Source organism: Kitasatospora sp. NPDC096077 (assembly GCF_040303245.1).
Classification (GTDB): Bacteria; Actinomycetota; Actinomycetes; order Streptomycetales; family Streptomycetaceae; genus Kitasatospora.
The window spans coordinates 74,851-96,475 of sequence record NZ_JBEOSV010000030.1 but is presented as its reverse complement, the minus strand read 5'-3'; the positions used below and the strand labels follow the sequence as shown (position 1 = coordinate 96,475).

Annotated in this window: 3 protein-coding genes; all 3 read right to left on the bottom strand. The window is 74.9% G+C overall.

The features are described 5' to 3' along the window. Positions 1–11: 11 nt before the first annotated feature. Genes ABTZ03_RS24700 through ABTZ03_RS24690 form a run of 3 tightly spaced genes read right to left on the bottom strand, consistent with a single transcriptional unit; the run spans position 12 to position 21,477 of the window. The gene (locus ABTZ03_RS24700; RefSeq protein ID WP_350515250.1) at positions 12–233 is read right to left on the bottom strand and encodes an MbtH family protein; all 222 of its coding nucleotides are present in this window, start codon (positions 231–233) and stop codon (positions 12–14) included. Positions 234–247: 14 nt separating this feature from the next. Next, complete coding sequence (locus ABTZ03_RS24695) at positions 248–4,150, bottom strand: non-ribosomal peptide synthetase (protein ID WP_350515249.1); 3,903 nt, start codon at positions 4,148–4,150, stop codon at positions 248–250. Continuing rightward, complete coding sequence (locus tag ABTZ03_RS24690) at positions 4,144–21,477, bottom strand: non-ribosomal peptide synthetase (protein WP_350515248.1); 17,334 nt, start codon at positions 21,475–21,477, stop codon at positions 4,144–4,146. The genes ABTZ03_RS24695 and ABTZ03_RS24690 overlap by 7 nt, the downstream gene beginning before the upstream one ends. Positions 21,478–21,625: the final 148 nt, after the last annotated feature.

Sequence of the window (21,625 nt, the reverse complement as noted above, 5' to 3'; positions counted from 1 at the left end):
TGCCGCAGACCTTAGGCATGTCCCGCATCCATGGCCTCGACCAGGCTCGTGGGCCGCATGTCCGTCCAGTTCTGCTCGATGTGGTCGAGGCAGGCCTGCCGGCTGTCCTCGCCGTGGACCGTGCGCCAGCCGGCCGGCACCTCGACGAAGGCGGGCCAGAGCGAGTGCTGGCCCTCGTCGTTGACCAGCACCAGGTAGGTCCCGTTCTCGTCCTCGAAGGGGTTCGTCGCCATCGTGTCTCTCCTTGTCATCGTCCGGATGTCGGCGACATCCGGTCCCGCAGCACCCCGGCGATCACGTCCAGCGAGGCCGGCGCGGTCATCTCCTGGTGGGTGCAGTCCAGCTCGAACTCGTCGATCCCGCCGGTCACATGGGCGGCCCAGGCCTTGGCCGGGGACAGCGGACCGCCGGGCTGCCGGGCGGCCCGGAAGGCCAGCACGTCGCCGTGGAAGGTGCCGGGGACGAACCCGCGGGCGATCCGCATGTTGTTCGCCGCGACGCGCTTGAGCGCCGCCACGCCCCGCTCCCCGAGAGCGGCCGGCGGGTCGTCCGACCGGGCGGGCGGGCCCGCGGGGTCCGGGGCGCCGGACGGCTCCGCGGCGAGCGCCGCCCGGATCTCCCGGTCGAGGTCGGCCTCGGACACCTCCGGGCCGTCCACCGCCGGGTAGGCGTCGAGCAGCGCGAGCAGCTCCACCTCCGCGCCCTCGTCCTGGAGCAGCGTCGCCACCGCGTGCGCCACCAGCCCGCCGAACGACCAGCCGAGCAGCCGGTACGGCCCGTTCGGCTGCACCGCGCGGATCCGGGCCAGGTAGTCGGCGGCCATCTCCCGTACGCTGCCGGGGAGTTCACCGTCGCCGGTGAGTCCGCGGGCCTGCAGCGCGTAGAGCGCCGACTCCGGGTCGAGCCGGCCGATGAAGCCCGTGTAGCCCCAGCCGAGCCCGGCCGCGGGGTGGAACAGGAAGTACGGCGTGCCGCGGCGTCCGGGGCGCAGCCGCAGCACGGTGTCGAAGGGGTCGTCCTGCCGGTGCAGCCGCTCGGCGAGGGACGCCACCGTCGGCGCCTCGAAGAGGCTGCGGATGGAGGTGTCGGTGCCCAGTTCCGCGCGGATCCGGGTGACCAGCCGGGTCGCCAGCAGCGAGTGCCCGCCCAGCTCGAAGAAGTCGTCGTCGACGCCGATCCGCTCCAGGCCGAGCACCTCGGCGAACAGGGTGCGCAGCACCTCCTCCTCGGCGGTGCTCGGCTCGCGGTCCGAGAGCCGGCCGGTGAGGTCCGGTGCGGGCAGCGCCTTGCGGTCGAGCTTCCCGTTCGGGGTCAGCGGCAGCGCCTCCAGCGGCACCACGGCCGCGGGCACCATGTACTCCGGGAGCCGTCGGCGCAGGGCGGCGAGCGTCTCCGCGGGGTCGAGGGCGGGCCCGGCCGGGACGACGTAGCCGACCAGGCGGCGGTCACCGGGCCGGTCCTCGCGCAGCACCACGACCGCCTGCGCGACCTGCTGCTGGGCGACCAGGGCGGCCTCCACCTCGCCGAGCTCCAGCCGGAAGCCGCGCAGCTTGACCTGGTGGTCGGTCCGGCCGTGGTACTCCAGCCGGCCGTCCTCGGTCCAGCGGGCCAGGTCGCCGGTGCGGTACATCCGCGACCCGGCGGGCCCGTACGGGTCCGCGACGAAGCGGCCGGCGGTCAGCGCCGGCCGGCCCAGGTAGCCCCGGGCCAGGCCCTCGCCGGCCAGGTACAGTTCGCCGGCCGCCCCGGGCGGGACCAGCCGGAGCCGCTCGTCCAGCACGTACGCCCGGGTGTTGCGGATCGGGCGGCCGATCGAGGGCGCCCCCGGGCGGTCCGCGCCGAGGTCGGCGGCGAGGTCGGCGGCGGTCGACCAGACGGTCGTCTCGGTGGGCCCGTAGAGGTTGACGGCCTCCTGGCCGAGCTCCCGCATCCGGGCGGCCAGCGGCGCGGGCAGCGCCTCGCCGCCGACCAGCATGCGCAGCCCCCGGGCGTCCTGCGGGTGCTCGGACAGCAGCGCCTGCCACAGCGTCGGGGTGGCCTGCATGACGGTGGCCCCGCTGCGGCGGAGCAGGGCGGCCAGTTCGGCGGGGTCGCGGACCTGGTCGCGCCCGGCCACCACGACGCCCGCGCCGGCCAGCAGCGGCAGGTACAGCTCCAGCACGTGGATGTCGAAGGCCACCGTGGTGACCGCGAGCATCCGGTCCGCGGTGTCCATCGGGAACAGCCGGCCGGTGCCGCGCAGGAAGTTGACCAGGGCGCGGTGCGGGACCAGTACGCCCTTCGGGGTCCCGGTGGACCCGGAGGTGTAGATCACGTACGCGGGGTGGCCGGGCCGCAGCGCGGCGGCGCGGTCCCGGTCGGTCAGGTCGTCCGCGGCGCACCCGGCCACGGCGGCGGTGAAGGCGGGGCCGTCCACGCACCACCGGGCCTCGCCGGCGGGCAGCCGGGTGAGTCCGTCCCGGGTGGTCAGGGTCACCGCCGGGCGGGCCGCGGCCGTGATCATCTCCACCCGCTCGCGGGGGTGTTCGAGGTCCAGCGGGAGGTAGGCGCCGCCGGCCTTGAGCACCGCCAGCAGGGCGACCAGCAGGTCCGCCGAGCGCGGCAGGGCGAGCGCGACCACCGACTCCGGGCCGACCCCCTGGCCGGCCAGGAAGCGGGCCATCCGGTTGGCCCGGGCGTTCAGCTCGGCGTAGCCGACGGGCGCGTCGTCCTGCCAGAGCGCGGTGGCGTCCGGGGTCCGGCGGACCTGGGCCTCGAACAGCTCCGGGAGGCAACTGCCGTCCGGCGCGGCCGTTTCGCCGCTCCAGCCGACCAGCAGCCGCTGCCGCTGGGCGGCGTCGAGCACGTCCACGGCCCCGGCCGGCTGGTCCGGGTCGGCCACCAGCGCCTCCAGCACCCGGCGCAGGCAGTCCGCCCAGCCGAGCACGGTCTCCCGGGCGAACAGGTCGGCGCGGAAGTCCAGGCGCAGCCGGAGGGTGGCGCCGGGCAGGACGGTCAGGGTCAGCGGGTAGTGGGCGGCGGCCTGGCCGTCCGCGCCGGCCAGCGTCAGGCCCTGGTAGCCGGGGGTGTCGCGCTCGGCCGGGGCCGGGAAGTTCTCGAACACGTACAGCGAGTCGAAGAGTTCGCCGCGCACGCCGCTGAGCTGCTGGAGCTCGCCGAGGCCGAGGTGCTCGTAGTCGGCGAGGGCCGAGCGCTCCTGCTGCAGGTCGGCCAGCAGTCCGGCCAGGGAGCGGTCCGGGTCCGTCCGCACCCGGACCGGGACGGTGTTGGCGAACAGGCCGATCATGGACTCGACGCCGGCGAGGTCGGCCGGGCGGCCGGAGACCGTCGCGCCGAACACCACGTCGGTGCGGCCGGTCAGCCGGGACAGCACCAGCGCCCAGGCGCCCTGGACGGCCGTGTTGAGGGTCAGTCCGCTGCGCCGGGCCACCGCGGTGAGGCCGGCGGTCAGGTCCGCGCCGAGGTCGACCGAGGCCTCGTCCGGGACCACCGTCTCGCGGCCGGCCCCGGCCGGGCCGAGCAGCGTCGGCCCCTCCAGGCCGGCCAGGTGGCGGCGCCAGGCGTCCTGGGCGACGGTCCGGTCCTGGCGGCCCAGCCAGCGCAGGTACTCGCGGTAGGGCCGCACCGGTGCCAGCGCGTGGTCGCCGCCGTCGGCGTACAGGGTGAACAGCTCGTTCAGCAGCAGCGGCACCGACCAGCCGTCCATCAGCAGGTGGTGGCTGGTGAACACGAACCGGTGCTCCCGGGCGCCGAGCCGCACCAGCTGGCAGCGGATCAGCGGCGGGCTCTTGACCTCGAACCGCTTCGCCCGGTCCTCGGCGAGGAGCGTGGCGAGCTCCTGCGCGCGCCGGTCCGCGGGCAGGGCGGAGAGGTCGACCACGCGCCAGGGCAGGGTCACCTCGTCCAGCACGACCTGCACCGACTCGCCGTTGCGGCGCTGGCGGAAGGCCGCCCGCAGGTTGGCGTGCCGGCGCAGCAGGCCGGCGGCCGCCCGGTGGAGCGCCTCGGCGTCCAGCTCACCGCGCAGGTCGAAGGCGAACTGCAGGTGGTAGACGTCCGAGGCCTGCCGGTCGTAGAGGGAGTGGAAGAGCAGTCCCTCCTGCAGTGCCGTGAGCGGCAGCATGTCCTCGATCCGTGCGCGCTTCACCACAGGTCCCCGTCCTCGAGCAACTCGTTCTCGAACTCATCGATCTCGTCCTGGTCCAGCTGCACCAGGTCGAAGTCCGACGTGGTGGCGCCGCCGGCGTCGGCGCGCTCGACGTGGCGGGCCATCGCCTCCAGCACCCGCACCCAGGTGGCGGCGAGCGCCCGCGCGTCCCGCTCGGCCAGGACACCGTCCGGCCAGGTCCAGCCGGCCCGCAGTTCGGCGCCGTCGGCCCCGGGCCGGACCACCGCGTTGACGTCCAGCGCGTGCCGCAGCGGCGTCGGGCCGGCCGACGGCGGGCCCGCCGCGTCGTCCTGCGCGCTCTCCGGGGCCAGGCCCCAGTCGGCGCCCGGTCCGGCGGCGTCGAACCGGCCGAGGTAGTTGAAGCCGATCTGCGGGGCGGGGGTGTCCGCCAGCGCTCCGGCCATCCCGGCGTTCAGGTGGCGCAGCAGGCCGTGGCCGATGCCGTGGTCCGGCACCGCGCGCAGCTGCTCCTTGACCCGCTTGAGCAGTCGGCCGACGGCGGGCCCGGCCGACCAGAGGTCGTCCCAGTCCACCGCGCCGGGGTCGAGCCGGACCGGGTAGACGGTGGTGAACCACCCCATGGTGCGGGACAGGTCGAGCCCCTCCACCAGGTCGTCCTGACGGCCGTGGCCCTCGACCTCGACGAGCACCGGGGCGCCCTCCGGGTCCTCCCGCAGCACGGTGGCGGCGAGCGCCAGCGCGGTCAGCAGGACGTCGTTGACGCCCGCGTTGAACGCCGCCGGGACGGTGGTCAGCACGGCCTCGGTGACCGGTGCGGACAGCGCCACCGTGAGCGAGCGCGCGGTGGCGGTGGTGTCCCGGGCCGGGTCGAGGGCCCGGGATCCCAGCAGCGGTTCCGGTGCCCGGTCCGGTCCGGTCCAGAAGGCGAGCTCCGCCGTCCGGCCGGGGCGCCCGGCCTCCTCGGTGAGGGTCCGCGCCCAGCGGCGGAAGGACGTGGCGACCGGTTCCAGCCGGGGTTCCTGCCCGGCCGCGACGGCGCTCCAGGCGGCCGCCAGGTCGTGCAGCAGGATCCGCCAGGAGACGCCGTCCACGGCCAGGTGGTGGACGGCGAGCAGCAGCCGGCCGGAGCGGGCGGGGCCCGCGTCGAACCGGACGGCCTGCAGCAGCACCCCGGCGGCGGGGTCCAGCCGGTCGCCCGCGGCGTCGGCCTCGACCCGCATCAGCGTGCGGGCCGCCGCGTCGTCCAGCCCGGTGACGTCCACGGTCCGCAGCACGGACCCGGCGTCGACCGAGCCGGCCGGCCGGGTCCGCAGCCGCCAGTCCTGGTCGAGGACCTCCAGCCGCAGCACGTCGTGGTGGTCCAGCACGCTCTGCAGCACGGTGGTCAGCCCGGCCGTGGTCAGCTCGGCGGGGACCTGCAGCAGCACCGACTGCTGCAGGCCGTCCAGCGTGCCGCCGCGCGCCCGCAGGTCGTGCATGACCGGGGTGAGCGGGAGCGGGCCGACCCCGTCGTCGGCGGCCCGGACGACCACCTCGCCCGCCACCAGGGCGAGTTGGGCGACCGTCTTGGCCTGGAAGACGTCCTTCGGGGTCAGTGCCAGCCCGGCCGCGCGGGCCCGGCTGACCAGCTGGATGGAGCCGATGCTGTCGCCGCCGAGCTCGAAGAAGTTGTCGTGGATGCCGACGGTGCCGAGCCCGAGGACCTCCCCGACCAGCCCGCACAGCAGTTCCTCGCGGGCGTTGCGCGGGGCCCCGCCAGAGCCGGCCGGACGCGCCGCGGGGGCGGGCAGGGCCTTGCGGTCCAGCTTCCCGTTGGGCGTCAGCGGCAGCGCGTCCAGCACCACCACGGCGGCGGGCACCATGTAGTCGGGCAGCACGGTGCCGACGAAGGTGCGCAGTTCCGCCGGGTCGAGGCGGTCCGTCGCCGGGTGCTCGGGGCCGGTCGGCCCCTCGTCGCCGGCCGCGACCACGTACGCCACCAGGCGCTGGTCGCCCGGCCGGTCCTCCCGGACGACCACCGCGTTCTGGGCGACCGCCGGGTGCCGGCCGAGCACGGCCTCGATCTCGCCGGGCTCGACCCGGAAGCCGCGGATCTTCACCTGGTCGTCGGCCCGGCCGACGAACTCCAGCGTGCCGTCCGGACGCCAGCGGGCCAGGTCGCCGGTGCGGTACATCCGCTCGCCCGCCGGGCCGAAGGGGTCGGCCACGAAGCGCTCGCCGGTCAGGCCCGGCCGGTCGAGGTAGCCCCGGCCCAGGCCGGCGCCCGCGATGTACAGCTCACCCGCGACGCCGACCGGCACCGCGGACAGCGCGCCGTCCAGCACGTACACCCGGGTGTTGGCCATCGGCCGGCCGATCGGCAGCCGGTCGCCCAGTTCCGCCGGGGCGGTGACCCGGTACTGGGTGGCGCACAGGGTGATCTCGGTCGGCCCGTACAGGTGCCGGACCACGACGTGCGGGGCGGCCCGCAGCACGCTCTCGACGGCGGCCACCGAGACCACGTCGCCACCGGTGAGGATCTCCCGGACCCCGCCGAGGCAGTCCGCCAGGTCGTCCGCGACGACCCGGAAGAGGCCCGCGGTGAAGTGCACCCCGGTGATCCGCTCCTCGACGATCAGCCGCTTCAGCTCGGCGACGTCGACGTCCCCGGGCGGGGCCAGCACGACCTGGCCGCCGGTCAGCAGCGGGATCCACAGTTCGTAGTCGGCGATGTCGAAGGCGTACGGCGCGTGCATCAGCACCCGGTCCTGGTGCCCCAGCTCCCAGCGCGGGTCGAGGACCAGTTCCAGCAGGGCGCGGTGGGTGATGGTGATGCCCTTGGGCTCGCCGGTGGAGCCGGAGGTGTGCATCACGTACACCGCCTGCTCGGGGTGCGCCGGGACGGCCGGGACGGCGGCGCCGCCGGTCGGCGGCAGGTCCGTCTCGTCGACCAGCACGACCTGCGCGGCCTGCGGCACCCCGCGTTCCTGCCAGGCGCGGTCGGTGAGCAGGACGCTCGCCCCCGACCGCCGCAGCACCTGCTGCATCCGCTCGGCCGGGTAGCCCTCGTGCAGCGGCGCGTAGGCCGCGCCCGCCTTGAGCACGCCGAGCAGGCAGACCACCAGCTCGACGGAGCGCTCGGTCAGCACCGCGACCCGGTCCTCGGGCCGGACGCCGAGCCCGATCAGCCGCCGGGCGAGCCGGTCGGCCCGCGCGTCCAGCTCACCGAAGGTCAGCTCCCGCGCGCCCGCCCGGACGGCGACCGCCTCCGGGTGCCGGCGCGCGCGGTCGGCGAAGACCCGGTGCACGGTGGACGCCTCGGCGGGCAGCGCCGCCGCGGTGTCGTTCCACTCCCGGAGCACCCGGTGCCGCTCGGCGTCGCCGAGGACGTCGACCTGGCCGATCGGCCGGTCCGGGTCGGCCAGCACCGCGCGCAGCAGCCGGGACAGCCGGGTGACGAGCAGTTCCGCGCTCGGGCGGTCGAAGAGGTCGGTGCTGTACTCCAGCATGCCCTCGATGCCGGCCCCGCCGTCCTCGCCGTGGGTCTCGTGCAGGCTCAGCGCGAGGTCGAACTTGGCCACCCCGGTCTCGACCGGCTCCAGTCCGATGTCCAGGCCGGGCAGCCGCAGGGCCACCTCCGGGGTGTTCTGGAAGGCCAGCAGCACCTGGAACAGCGGCTGCCGGGACAGCGACCGGACCGGGTTGAGCACCTCCACCAGGCGCTCGAACGGCAGGTCCTGGTGGGTGTAGGCGGCCAGGTTGGCCGCCCGCACGCGGCCCAGCAGCTCCCGGAAGCCGGGGTTGCCGGAGGTGTCGGTGCGCAGCACGACGGTGTTGGTGAAGCAGCCGATGAGGCCGTCCAGCGCCTCGTCGGTCCGGCCCGCGATCGGGCTGCCGACGGGGATGTCCTCGCCGGCGCCGAGCCTGGTCAGCAGGGTGGCCAGGGCGGCCTGCACCACCATGAACACGCTGGTGGCGGTGGTGCGCGCGAGTTCCGTCGCGGCCCGGTGCAGTTCGGCGTCCCAGGCCACCGCGACGCGGCCGCCGCGGTGGCTGGCCACGGCCGGCCGCTGCCGGTCGACCGGCAGCGCCAGCTCCTCCGGCAGGTCGGCCAACGCCTCACGCCAGTGGGCGAGTTGACGGTGGGCGAGACTGTCGGGGTGCTCCTCGTCGCCGAGGAGTTCCCGCTGCCACAGGGCGTAGTCCGCGTACTGCACGGGCAGCGGCTGCCAGTCGGGAGCCGTACCGCCCAGCCGGGCCGCGTACGCGGCGCCCAGGTCGCGGGCCAGCGGGGCCAGCGACCAGCCGTCGGCGGCACTGTGGTGCAGCGCCAGCAGCAGCACGTGCTCCTCCGGGCCGAAGCCGAACAGGGTGGCCCGCACCGGCAGTTCGGTGGCCAGGTCGAACCCGGCCCGCGCCGCGGCGGTGACCAGCTCGGGCAGCTCCGCCGCCGTGGCGTCGACGAAGCTCAGCGGGAAGGGCGTCCGGTCGGCGTCGAGCACCCGCTGCTCCGCGCGCCCGTCGACCTCGACGAGCAGGGTGCGCAGCGACTCGTGCCGGGCCAGCAGGTCGTCCAGCGCCGCCTGGAGGGCGGGCCGGTCGACGGTGCCGGTCAGCCGCAGCGGGACGGGCATGTTGTAGACGGCGTCGGCCTCGTGCAGCCGGCCCAGGAACCACAGCCGGTGCTGGGCGAAGGACAGCGGCAGCACCTCCGGGCGCGGTCCCCGGACGAGTGCCGGGCGGGCGTCCGCCCCGGTTCCGGTGTAGGCCGCGACCGCGGCCACCGTCGGCGCCTCGAACAGCACCGCGAGCGGCAGTTCGAGGTCCAGCACCGATCGGATCCGGCTGACCAGGCGGGTGGCGATCAGGGAGTGCCCGCCGAGGTCGAAGAAGCTGTCGTCGATACCGACCTGCTCCAGGCCGAGCACCTCGGCGAAGAGCGCGCAGAGCACCTCCTCGCGGGCGGTCCGGGGGCCGCGGCCCGAGCGCAGCGTGTCGTACCGGGGGGCCGGCAGGGCCGCCCGGTCCACCTTGCCGGTGCGGGACAGCGGGATGCCGTCCACCACCACGACGGCCGCGGGCACCATGTGCTCCGGCAGCGCGGCGGCGACGTGGGCGCGCAGCTCGGCCGGGTCCGGCGCGGCGCCGTCCGCGGGGACGGCGTAGCCGACCAGGCGCTTGTCACCGGGCTGGTCCTCGCGGACCAGGACGGTGGCGCGGGCCACGGCGGGGTGCCGGACCAGCACGGCCTCGATCTCGCCGAGCTCGATCCGGAAGCCGCGCAGCTTCACCTGGTTGTCGGCCCGTCCTGCGAAGACGAGTTCGCCGTCCTCGGTCCAGCGGGCCAGGTCGCCGGTGCGGTACATCCGGGAGCCGGGCTCGCCGAAGGGGTCGGCCACGAAGCGCTCGGCGGTCAGTCCGGGCCGGCCGAGGTAGCCGCGGGCCAGGCCGTCGCCGGCCAGGTAGAGCTCGCCCACGACGCCGACCGGGACCGGGACCAGGCCCGGGCCGAGCACGAACGCGCGGGTGTTGGCCACCGGGCGGCCGATCGGTGCGACCACCGCGCCGGACAGCGGCCGGCTCAGGCTCGCGCACACCGTCGACTCGGTGGGGCCGTAGGCGTTCAGCATCGTCCGGCCGTCCGACCAGCGGGCGGTGACCTCGGGCGGGCAGGCCTCGCCGCCGGTGATCAGGCCGCGCAGGGTGGTCACCCGTGCCGGGTCGAGGGTGGCGAGGAACGCGGGCGGCAGCATCGCGTGGGTCACCCCGGCCGTGGCGATGAGCTCCACGACCCCCTCGCCGATGACCTGCTCCGGGCGCGGGACGACCAGGGTGGCGCCGGACAGCAGCGTCATGACCAGCTCGCCGGCCGAGGCGTCGAAGCTGAGCGAGGCGAACTGCAGCACCCGGGAGTCGCCGTCCAGGCCGAGGGCGTCCCGGTGCGAGACGGCCAGGGCGGCCAGGCCGCGGTGGCTGACCAGCACGCCCTTGGGCGTCCCGGTGGAGCCGGAGGTGTAGACCACGTAGGCCGGGTGGCCGGTGCGCAGCGGGGTGCGGCGCTCGGCGTCGGTCAGGTCGGCCGCGGGGTACCCGGCCAACTCCGCGACCGTGTCCGGGTCGTCCAGCCGCCAGCGGGTCAGCTCCGCCGGGAGCCGGCCGTCCGATCCGCCGGCGGTCAGCACGCCGACCGGGGCGGCGTCCGCGCACATGAAGCCGGCCCGCTGGGCGGGGTAGTCGGGGTCGACGGCCAGGTAGGCGCCGCCGGCCTTGAGCACGGCCAGGGCGGCGGTCACCAGCTCGGCCGAACGCGGCAGCGACAGGGCCACCACCGACTCCGGGCCGACTCCGCGGTCGACCAGCAGCCGGGCCAGGCGGTTGGCGCGGGCGTTCAGCTCGGCGTAGCTCAGCGCGAGGTCGCCCTCCAGCACGGCGGTGGCCGCGGGGGTGCGGGCGGCCTGCGCCTCGAACAGCTCCGGCAGGGGCGCCGGGGTGACCTGGGCCGCGGTGTCCGTCCAGTCCGCCAGCAGCTGTCGGCGCTCCTCCCGGTCGAGGAGGTCCAGGACGGCGATCGGCCGGTCCGGGTCGGCCACCACCGCGCGCAGCACCCGCTCCAGCCGGCGCACCAGGGTGGCCGCCGTCCCGGCGTCGAAGAGGTCCGTGCTGTATTCGAGGATGCCGTCGACGCCGTCGGTGTCCGGGCGCTCCCGCAGGCTCCACAGCAGGTCGAACTTGGCGATGTCGAGGTCGACGGGTTCCAGGGTGAAGCTCAGGCCCTGGAGGTCGAGGCTGACCTGTGGGGTGTTCTGGAACGCCAGCATCACCTGGAACAGCGGGTGACGGGCCATCGAGCGCGCCGGGTTGACCAGCTCCACCAGGCGCTCGAACGGCGTGTCCTGGTGCGCGTAGGCCGCCAGGTCCACGCTGCGGACGCGCTCCAGCAGTTCGCGGAAGGACGGCGTGCCGGACACGTCGGTGCGCAGCACCAGGGTGTTGGCGAAGAAGCCGACCAGGTCGTCCAGACCCTCGTCGGTACGTCCGGCGATCGGCGTGCCGATCGGGATGTCCTCCCCCGCCCCCAACGCGCTCAACAGCGCGGCCAGCGCGGCGTGGACCACCATGAACACACTGGCCTGGTTCTCCCGCGCCAGCACCTGCAGTGCCCGGTGCAGTCCGGCGTCCCAGTCCAGCACCACCGTGCCACCACGGTGACTGGCCTGCGCCGGCCGCGGCCGGTCCACCGGCAACGCCAGCTCCTCCGGCAGCTCGGCCAATGTCTCGGCCCAATGGGCGAGTTGGCGGCTGGCAAGACTGTCGGGGTGCTCCTCGTCGCCGAGGAGTTCCCGCTGCCAGAGGGCGTAGTCGGCGTACTGCACGGGCAGCGGCTGCCAGTCGGGGGCCGCGCCGCCCAGCCGGGCGGCGTAGGCGGTGCCCAGGTCGCGGGCCAGCGGCGCCATCGACCAGCCGTCACCCGCGATGTGGTGCAGCACCAGCACCAGCACATGATCCGCGCCGTCCAGCGTGAACAGGTGCGCCCGCAGCGGAAGTTCGGCTGCCAGGTCGAACCCGGCCGTCACCGCCCCCCGCACCACCGCGGCCAACTCGCCCTCACCGTCGACCCGTCGACCACTCCACGGCACCTCGACGTCCCCGGCACCCAGCACCACCTGACGCGCCCGACCGTCCACCGGCACGAACACCGTACGCAACGACTCATGACGGCCCACCACATCACCCAGCGCCGCCCGCAACGCAGTCTCGTCCACCGCCCCCGAAAGCCGCAGCACCACCGGCATGTTGTACAGCGCGCCGGCACTCTCCAACTGGCTCACGAACCACAACCGCTGCTGCGCGAACGACAACGGCACCGCCTCCGGGCGCTCCACCGCACGCAACGGCACCCGCACCGGCTCACCCGCCGCACCCACCAGACCGGCCACCGTCGGCGTCTCGAACAACGCCCGCAACGGCAACTCCACACCCAGCACCGCACGCACCCGACTCACCAGACGCGTCGCCAACAGCGAATGCCCACCCAGCTCGAAGAAGTCGTCATCGATGCCGACCCGCTCCAGGCCCAGCACCTCCGCGAAGACCCCGCACAACACCTCCTCCCGCACCGTCCGAGGCCCACGACCCGACACCACCGCACCGAAATCCGGCACCGGCAGAGCCTTCCGGTCCACCTTCCCGTTCGGCGTCAACGGCAGCGCGCCCAGCACCACCACAGCCGCCGGCACCATGTAGTCGGGGAGTGCGGTGGCGACGTGGGAGCGCAGTTCGGCGGCGTCCGGCAGGCTCTCGCCGCGCGGGACGACGTAGCCGACCAGGCGCTTGTCACCGGGCTGGTCCTCGCGGACCAAAACGGTGGCACGGGCCACGGCGGGGTGCCGGACCAGCACGGCCTCGATCTCGCCGAGCTCGATCCGGAAGCCGCGCAGCTTCACCTGGTGGTCCGCACGGCCGATGACGACGAGTTCGCCGTCCGGGGTCCAGCGGGCCAGGTCACCGGTGCGGTACATCCGGGAGCCGGGCTCGCCGAAGGGGTCGGCCACGAAGCGCTCGGCGGTCAGCCCGGGCCGGCCGAGATAGCCGCGCGCCACGCCGTTCCCGGCCACGTACAGCTCGCCGGTCACCCCGGCCGGGACCGGGGCCAGCCCGGCGCCGAGCACGTAGAGGCGGGTGTTCGCGAGCGGTCGGCCGACCGGCAGGATGCCGGTGCCGGGCTCGGTACCCGGCTCGATCCGGTACTCGGCGCAGCTCACCGTGGTCTCGGTCGGGCCGTACACATTGCGCACGGTCACGGCCGGGTGCGCCCGGCGCCAGCTCCGCAGCGTCCCGGCGGTCAGCGGCTCACCCGCGAGCAGCAGGTCTCCGGTGGGCGAGGCGTCGGCGGGCAGGGCCTCCAGCAGCGGCAGGTGGCTCGGGGTGCCCTTCACCAGGGTGGGGGCGGTGCCCGCCGCCGCGGCGTCCTCCAGCTCGGCGATCCGCACGCAGCCGCCGACGGTCAGCGGGGTGAACAGCGCGGTGACCGTCATGTCGAAGGACACCGAGGAGTGCAGCACCGCCGCCCCGGCCGCGCTGGGGTAGCTGCGGCCGGCCCACTCCAGGTAGTCGACCAGGTTGTGCTGTTCCACCAGCACGCCCTTGGGCCGGCCGGTGGAGCCGGAGGTGTAGATGACGTACGCGGGGTGGTGCGGCCGCAGCGGGCGCACCCGGTCGCGGTCCGTCGGGTTGGCGTCGACGGGGGCCGGCCCGTCGACCCGCAGCCCGTCGACCCGCAGCCCGTCGGCCCGCAGGCCGTCGGCGAGGGCACCGTCGGTGGAGATCACCAGGGCCGGTGCGGCGTCGCGCAGCATGTAGTCGATGCGCTCGGCGGGGTAGTCGGGGTCGACCGGGAGGTAGGCCGCGCCGGCCTTCACGACGCCGAGCAGGGCGCACATCAGCTGCGCGGAGCGCGGCAGCGCCACCGCGACCAGGTCCTCGGGGCCCACGCCCGCCTCGATCAGCCGGTGCGCGATGCCGTTGGCGCGGGCGTTCAGCTCGGCGTAGCTCAGCGCGAGGTCACCGTCGAGCACGGCGGTGGCCGCGGGGGTGCGGGCGGCCTGCGCCTCGAACAGCTCCGGCAGGCAGGCGTGGTCGACGGCGGCCTTGGTGTCGTTCCAGTCCAGCAGGAGACGTCGGCGCTCCTCCTGGTCGAGGAGGTCCAGGACGGCGATCGGCCGGTCCGGGTCGGCGACGACCGCGCGCAGCACCCGCTCGAAGCGGACGGCCAGCGCCTGGGCGGTCGACCAGTCGAACAGGTCGCCGTTGAACTCCAGCACCCCGCGGATGCCGTCCGGGCCCTGCTCGCCGTGCTGCTCCTGGACGTTGACGGAGAGGTCGAACTTGGCGATGTCGAGGTCGACGGGTTCCAGGGTGAAGCTCAGGCCCTGGAGGTCGAGGCTGACCTGCGGGGTGTTCTGGAACGCCAGCATCACCTGGAACAGCGGGTGACGGGCCATCGAACGCGCCGGGTTGACCAGCTCCACCAGGCGCTCGAACGGCGTGTCCTGGTGCGCGTAGGCCGCCAGGTCCACGCTGCGGACGCGCTCCAGCAGTTCGCGGAACGACGGCGTGCCGGACACGTCGGTGCGCAGCACCAGGGTGTTGGCGAAGAAGCCGACCAGGTCGTCCAGACCCTCGTCGGTGCGACCGGCGATCGGCGTGCCGATCGGGATGTCCTCCCCCGCCCCCAACGCGCTCAACAGCGCGGCCAGGGCGGCGTGGACCACCATGAACACACTGGCCTGGTTCTCCCGCGCCAGTGTATTCAGTGCCCGGTGCAGTTCGGCGTCCCAGTCCAGCGCCACCGTGCCACCACGGTGGCTGGCCTGCGCCGGCCGCGGCCGGTCCACCGGCAACGCCAGCTCCACCGGCAGATCGGCCAACACCTCGGCCCAGTGGGCGAGTTGGCGGTGAGAGAGGCTTCCCTCGACATCCTCGTCACCCAGCAGCTCTCGCTGCCACAGCGCGTAGTCGGCGTACTGCACCGGCAGCGGCTGCCAGTCGGGGGCCGCGCCGCCCAGCCGGGCGGCGTAGGCGGTGCCCAGGTCGCGGGCCAGCGGCGCCATCGACCAGCCGTCACCCGCAATGTGGTGCAGCACCAGCACCAGCACATGATCCGCGCCGTCCAGCGTGAACAGGTGCGCCCGCAGCGGAAGTTCGGCTGCCAGGTCGAACCCGGCCGTCACCGCCCCCCGCACCACCGCGGCCAACTCGCCCTCACCGTCGACCCGTCGACCACTCCACGGCACCTCGACGTCCCCGGCACCCAGCACCACCTGACGCGCCCGACCGTCCACCGGCACGAACACCGTACGCAACGACTCATGACGGCCCACCACATCACCCAGCGCCGCCCGCAACGCAGCCTCGTCCACCACACCCGAAAGCCGCAGCACCACCGGCATGTTGTACAGCGCGCCGGCACTCTCCAACTGGCTCACAAACCACAACCGCTGCTGCGCGAACGACAACGGCACCGCCTCCGGCCGCTCCACCGCACGCAACGGCACCCGCACCGGCTCACCCGCCGCACCCACCAGACCCGCCACCGTCGGCGTCTCGAACAACGCCCGCAACGGCAACTCCACACCCAGCACCGCACGCACCCGACTCACCAGACGCGTCGCCAACAGCGAATGCCCACCCAGCTCGAAGAAGTCGTCATCGACACCGACCCGCTCCAGGCCCAGCACCTCCGCGAAGACCCCGCACAACACCTCCTCCCGCACCGTCCGAGGCCCACGACCCGACACCACCGCACCGAAATCCGGCACCGGCAGAGCCTTCCGGTCCACCTTCCCGTTCGGCGTCAACGGCAGCACACCCAGCACCACCACAGCCGCCGGCACCATGTACTCCGGCAGTCGACGACGCAGGTCGGCCCGCAGGTCCGCGGCCAGGGCCTCGGCGGCCGGTGCGTCGGCGGCCACGGCGTGGTCGGACGGGACGACGTAGCCGACCAGTTGGCCGGCCCCCCGGTCCGTCCGGGCCACCACGGTGGCCGCGGCCACGCCGGGCCGCGCGGCCAGGGCGGACTCGATCTCGCCGAGCTCGACGCGGTGGCCGCGCACCTTCACCTGGTCGTCGGTGCGGCCCAGGTATTCGAGGGTGCCGTCGGCCCGGCGCCGGGCCAGGTCGCCGGTGCGGTACATCCGCTCGCCCGGCTCGCCGAACGGGCAGGCGACGAAGCGGGTGGCGGACAGGCTCGGCCGCCGCAGGTAGCCGCGGGCGAGGCCGTCGCCGGCCACGTACAGCTCGCCGGGCACCCCGACCGGGACCGGGCGCAGCCGCTCGTCCAGGACGTAGGCGCGCATGTTGCCGATCGGTCCGCCGATCGGCGGCCGCTCGTCGCCGTGCAGCGGCTGGCTCATGGTGGCGCACACGGTGGTCTCGGTGGGGCCGTAGGCGTTGACCAGTCGGCGTCCCGGCGACCAGCGCGCCACCAGGTTCCCGGAGGCGGCCTCGCCGGCCACCACCAGCGAGCGCACCGAGGGCAGGTCCTCGGGTGCGAGGACGTCCAGCGCGGTCGGCGGGAGCGTCAGGTGGCTGACCCGGTGGGCGGCCACCAGCTCGGCCAGCGGGGCGCCGGGCCGCAGCCGGTCCGGTTCGGCGACCACCAGGGTGGCGCCGGAGAGCAGCGCCATGACCAGCTCCCAGAACGCCGCGTCGAAGCTGAACGAGGCGAACTGGAGCACCCGGTCGCCGGGGCCGACGACCAGTCGGTCGCGCTGGGCGGCGAGCAGGCCGGCCACGCCGCGGTGGGTGGCGACGACGCCCTTGGGCCGGCCGGTGGAGCCGGAGGTGAAGATGACGTACGCGGGGTGGCCGAGCCGGAGCGGGGCCCGGCGGTCCCGGTCCCGGACGTCGTGGTCCGGGAGGCCGGCCGACTCGTCGGCGTCGAGCACGATGTGCGCCGTGCCGGCCGGCAGCGGGCCGGCGGCCAGCGCCCCGGTGGTCACGGTGAGCGCGGGGGCGCCGTCCTCGAACAGGTAGGCGATGCGCTCGGCGGGGTACTCGGGGTCGACCGGGAGGTAGCCGGCGCCGGCCTTGAGCACGGCCAGCATCGCGACCACGAGGTCGGCGGAGCGGGGCAGCATCAGCGCGACGACGGACTCCGGGCCGATGCCGCGGCCGATCAGCAGCCGGGCCAACCTGTTGGCTCGGCGGTCGAGTTCGGCGTACGACAGCGCGGTGTCGCCGAACAGGACGGCGGGCGCGTCCGGCGTCCGGCCGACCTGGGCCTCGAACAGGGCCGGCACCGTCAGGGCCGGGACCTCCCGGCGGGTGTCGTTCCAGCCGGTGGTGAGCAGGTCGTGCTCGCCCTCGGTCAGCAGGTCCACCGCGCCGATGGCGCGCGCGGGGTCGGCGACCACCGCGAGGAGCAGCCGCTCCAGGCGCCGCACCAGGGCGGCGACGGTCTCCCGGTCGAACAGGTCGGTGCTGTACTCGACGTAGCCTTCGAGGCCGCCGGGGGCGCCGTCGGCGTCGCGGGTCTCGGCCAGGCTGAGCGACAGGTCGAACTTCGCCCCGCCGGGGTGGATCTGCTCCTTGCGGACCTCCAGGCCCGGCAGGCCGAGCTCGGAGGCGGCGGTGCTCTGCAGCACCAGCATCACCTGGAACAGCGGGTGCCGGTTGGCCGCCCGGCTGGGGTTGAGCACCTCGACCAGGCGGTCGAACGGGAGGTCCTGGTGCGCGAAGGCCGCGAGGTCGGCGGTCCGCACCCTGTCCACCAGCTCGGCGAAGCCCGGGTCGCCCGAGGTGTCGGTGCGCAGCACCAGGGTGTTCACGAAGAACCCGACCAGCTCGTCGAGGGCCTGGTCGGTGCGGCCCGCGAGCGCGGTGCCGAGCGGGATGTCGGTGCCCGCGCCGAGCCTGCTGAGCAGCGCGGACAGGCCCGCCTGCAGCACCATGAAGAGCGTCGCCCGGCGCTCCCGGCCGAGCTCGGCCAGGGCGCGGTGCAGTTCGGCGTCGAACCGTACCGGCAGCGCCTCGCCGCGCCGGCCGGGGACCGCCGGGCGCGGACCGGCGCCGGGCAGCGGGAGCTCCTCCGGCAGGTCGGCCAATGTCTCGCGCCAGAAGGCCAGTTGGCGGCCGGCCAGACTGTCGGGGCGCTCCTCGTCGCCGAGCAGCTCGCGCTGCCACAGCGTGTAGTCCGCGTACTGCACGGGCAGCGGCTGCCAGTCGGGGGCCGTGCCGGCCAGCCGGGCCGCGTAGGCGGTGCCCAGGTCGCGGGCCAGCGGTGCCATCGACCACTCGTCGCCGGCGATGTGGTGCATCACCAGCAGCAGCGCGTGCTCGGTCGGGGAGAGTGCGAACAGCGAGGCGCGCAGCGGGAGTTCGCGGTGCAGCTCGAAGGGGGTGGCGGCGGCCGCGGCCAGCAGGCCGGGCAGCTCCGCCGCGGTGGCGGCGGTCACCGGCAGGGGCAGCGCGCGGGGGTCGAGTACCTGCTGCCGGGCCGACCCGTCGGTCTCGGTGAACAGCGTACGCAGCGACTCGTGGCGGCGGACCACGTCGTCCAGTGTGGCCCGCAGCGCCTCCCGGTCCAGCTCGCCGTCGAGCCGCAGGGCCAGCGGCATGTTGTAGGTCGGGTCCGCGCCCTCGATCTGCTGCAGGAACCACAGGCGCTGCTGCGCGAACGACAGCGGCACGGCGTCCGGTCGCGGCATCGGCCGCAGCGCCGGGCGGGCCGTCTCGGCCTCGGCGATCCGGTCGACCAGCTGGGCCACGGTCGGGGCCTCGAAGAGGGTGCCGAGCGGGAGTTCCAGGCCGAGTTCGGCGCGGATCAGGCCGGCCAGGCGGGTGGCCAGCAGGGAGTGCCCGCCGAGGTCGAAGAAGCTGTCGTCGATGCCGACCCGGTCGACGTCGAGGGCCTGGGCGAACAGCCCGCAGAGGGCCTCCTCCCGGGCGTCGCGCGGGCCGCGGCCGACGGCCTCGGCCTCGAACCGGGGCGCGGGCAGGGCCCGGCGGTCGAGCTTGCCGTTGGTGGTCAGCGGCAGGGCGTCCAGCAGGACCACGGCGGCGGGCACCATGTAGCCGGGCAGCGCCCGGGCGGCGTACGCGCGCAGTTCGGCGGCGTCCAAGACGTCCGAGGCGTCCGAGGCTTCCGAGGCGTCCAGGGCGCCCCGGGCGACCACGTAGGCGACCAGCCGCTTGTCCCCGGACCGGTCCTGGTGGGCGATGACGGTGGCCTGGGCGACCTGCGGGTGGCGGGACAGCGCCGCCTCGATCTCGCCGAGTTCGATCCGGAAGCCGCGGATCTTCACCTGGTGGTCGGCGCGGCCCTCGTAGACCAGCGCGCCGTCCGGGGACCAGCGGGCCAGGTCGCCGGTGCGGTACATCCGCGCGCCGGCCGGGCCGAACGGGCAGGCGACGAACCGGTCCGCGGTGAGCGCGGGGCGGCCCAGGTAGCCGCGGGCCAGCCCGGCGCCGGCCACGTAGAGCTCGCCGGTGACGCCGGGCGGCACCGGCCGCAGGGAGGAGTCGAGGACGTAGGCCCGCAGGTCCGCGAGGGCGGGGCCGACGGTGCTGCCGGTGTCGGTCGCGGCGCCCGCCCGGTCCAGCGCGCGGTGGGTGACGTGCACGGTGGTCTCGGTGATCCCGTACATGTTGACCAGCGTCGGCCGGTCCTCCGGGTGCCGGGCGTACCAGGCGCCGAGCCGGCCGGGGGCCAGCGCCTCACCGCCGAAGACGACGTAGCGCAAGCTGAGCGGGGTGTCGGGGTTCTGCTGGTCGGCCTCGATCAGCTGGTAGAACGCGGACGGCGTCTGATTGAGCACCGTGACGCGCTGCTCGGACAGCAGGGCCAGGAAGTCCTGCGGCGAGCGGGACACCGCGTGCGGCACCACGACGAGCCGGCCGCCGTACAGCAGGGCGCCCCACAGCTCCCAGACCGAGAAGTCGAAGGCGTAGGAGTGGAACAGCGTCCAGACGTCCTGGTCGCCGAAGTCGAACTCGCGGTCGGCCGCCGAGAACAGCCGGGTGACGTTCCGGTGCGGGATCACCACGCCCTTGGGCTTGCCGGTGGAACCGGAGGTGAAGATCACGTAGGCCGGGTGGTCCTGCCGCAGCGGCGTGCGCCGGTCGGCGTCCACCGGGTCGGTGGCCGGGGCGCCGTCGGTGTCCCGCACCGCCTCCGGGCCGTCCAGGACGAGCACCGGACGGCCCTCGGCCAGCACGGCGTCGATCCGTGCCCGCGGGGCGTCCGGGTCGATCGGCAGGTAGCCGGCCCCCGCCTTCAGGACCGCCAGGATCGCCACCACCAGCTCCGGCGAGCGCGGCAGCACGAGGCCGACCAGGTCCTCGGGGCCGGCGCCGCGGGCGATCAGCCGGTGGGCGAGCCGGTTGGCCCACTCGTTCAGCTCCCGGTAGGTCAGTTCGGTGTCCTGCCAGGTGAGCGCGACGGCCTCGGGCGTGCGGGCGGCCTGGGCCTCGAACCGGGCCGTGAGGGTGCCGGCGGCCAGGTCCTCGGCGGTGGGGTTCCAGTCGGTCAGCACCCGGCGGCGTTCGTCCGCGCCCAGCACCTCCAACTGCCCGACCGGGCGGGCGGGTTCGGCGGCGAGCGCCCGCAGGAAGGTCAGGAATCGCCGGCCGTGGTCGGTGATCTCGTCCGCGGTGAAGGCGGACGCGTTGCTGGCGACCCGCAGCCGCAGCCCGGCGCCCTCGCCGCCGCCCTCGAAGGCGAAGGTCAGGTCGTCGACCGGGCCGCTCGGCACGCTGTGGATCTCGGCCGGGCAGTCGCCGAAACGCAGGCCGGGCCGGAGCGGGAGGAAGTTGACGGCGGGTCCGAACATCCGCCGGGAGTGGGCGCCGAGCCCGAGGTCCTTGCGCAGGTCCTCGCCGCGGTAGCGCTGGTGGCGCAGCAGGGCCCGGAGTTCGCGCGCGACGGTGCGCTGGAGGTCGGCGAACGAGGCCTCGGCCCGGACGTCGAGGCGCAGCGGCAGCACGTTGGAGGCCATCCCCGGGGTGGCCTGCATGATGCCGCCGAGGCGGCCGGTGACCGGGAAGCCGAGCACCACGTCCTCGGTACTGGTGAACCGGCGCAGGTACGCCGCGGCCGCGGCGGTGAGCGTGACCTGCCAGGTGGTCCGGGCCTCGGCGGCCAGCCGCTTGAGCTCGGCGACCAGCTCCGGTTCCACCTGCTCGGTGGAGCGCCGGGCCTCGGACCAGAGGCCGAGCTCGCGGTCGGGCAGGCTCAGCAGCTCGGGGTCGTCGGCGAAGCGGTCGAGCCAGTGGGCGCGGTCCTTGCGGCTCTGCTCGGAGGCGGCGTACCGCTCGCTCTCGCCGAGGAAGGCGTCCAGCGGGGCGAACTCCGCGGGCGGGACCTCGGCGCCCGTGGCCAGCGCGGTGTAGCAGGCGGCGACCCGCTGCACCACGAGGTTGAACCCGTAGGCGTCGGTCGCGATGTGGTGGACCCGGGTGTACCAGAGGTGGTGGTCCGGGGCGAGCGCGAACAGGACCTGGGTGAACAGCGGGCCGGCGGCGAGGTCGGTGGTCTCGGTGAGGTCCGCGGCCATCAGGTCGAGCGCGGCCCGGAGCGGATTCCGGTCCGCCGTCAGGTCGTGGACGATGAGCCGCCAGTCGCGCTCGGACCGGACGAACTGCCGGGGGGTGCCGTCCTCTTCGACGAAACGCACGTGCAGTGCCTCGGCCGCGTCGACGGAATGCCGCAGTGCGTGCTCGAACAGCTCGGGATCGAGTGCGCCGCGCAACTCGACGTATCCGCTGATGTTGTAGAGGGAACTCGCCGGGTTCAGCTTCTGGGCGTACCAGACGCGCTGTTGGGCCGCGGACAGCGGGAGGGCAGCGGAATGCGATTCGGCGAACACCGTGAGAATCCCCCATTAATCCTCCGGGGAGTTCCGTTGCCCCCGGTCGCGCAGGACTGCGCAGCACTCGTGAAAATGTCCCAGGTCACCCGCCCGCCTCGGATGCTAAGCACCAGTCAGCGACCGAGTCAATCGTGTTCGGGCTTGA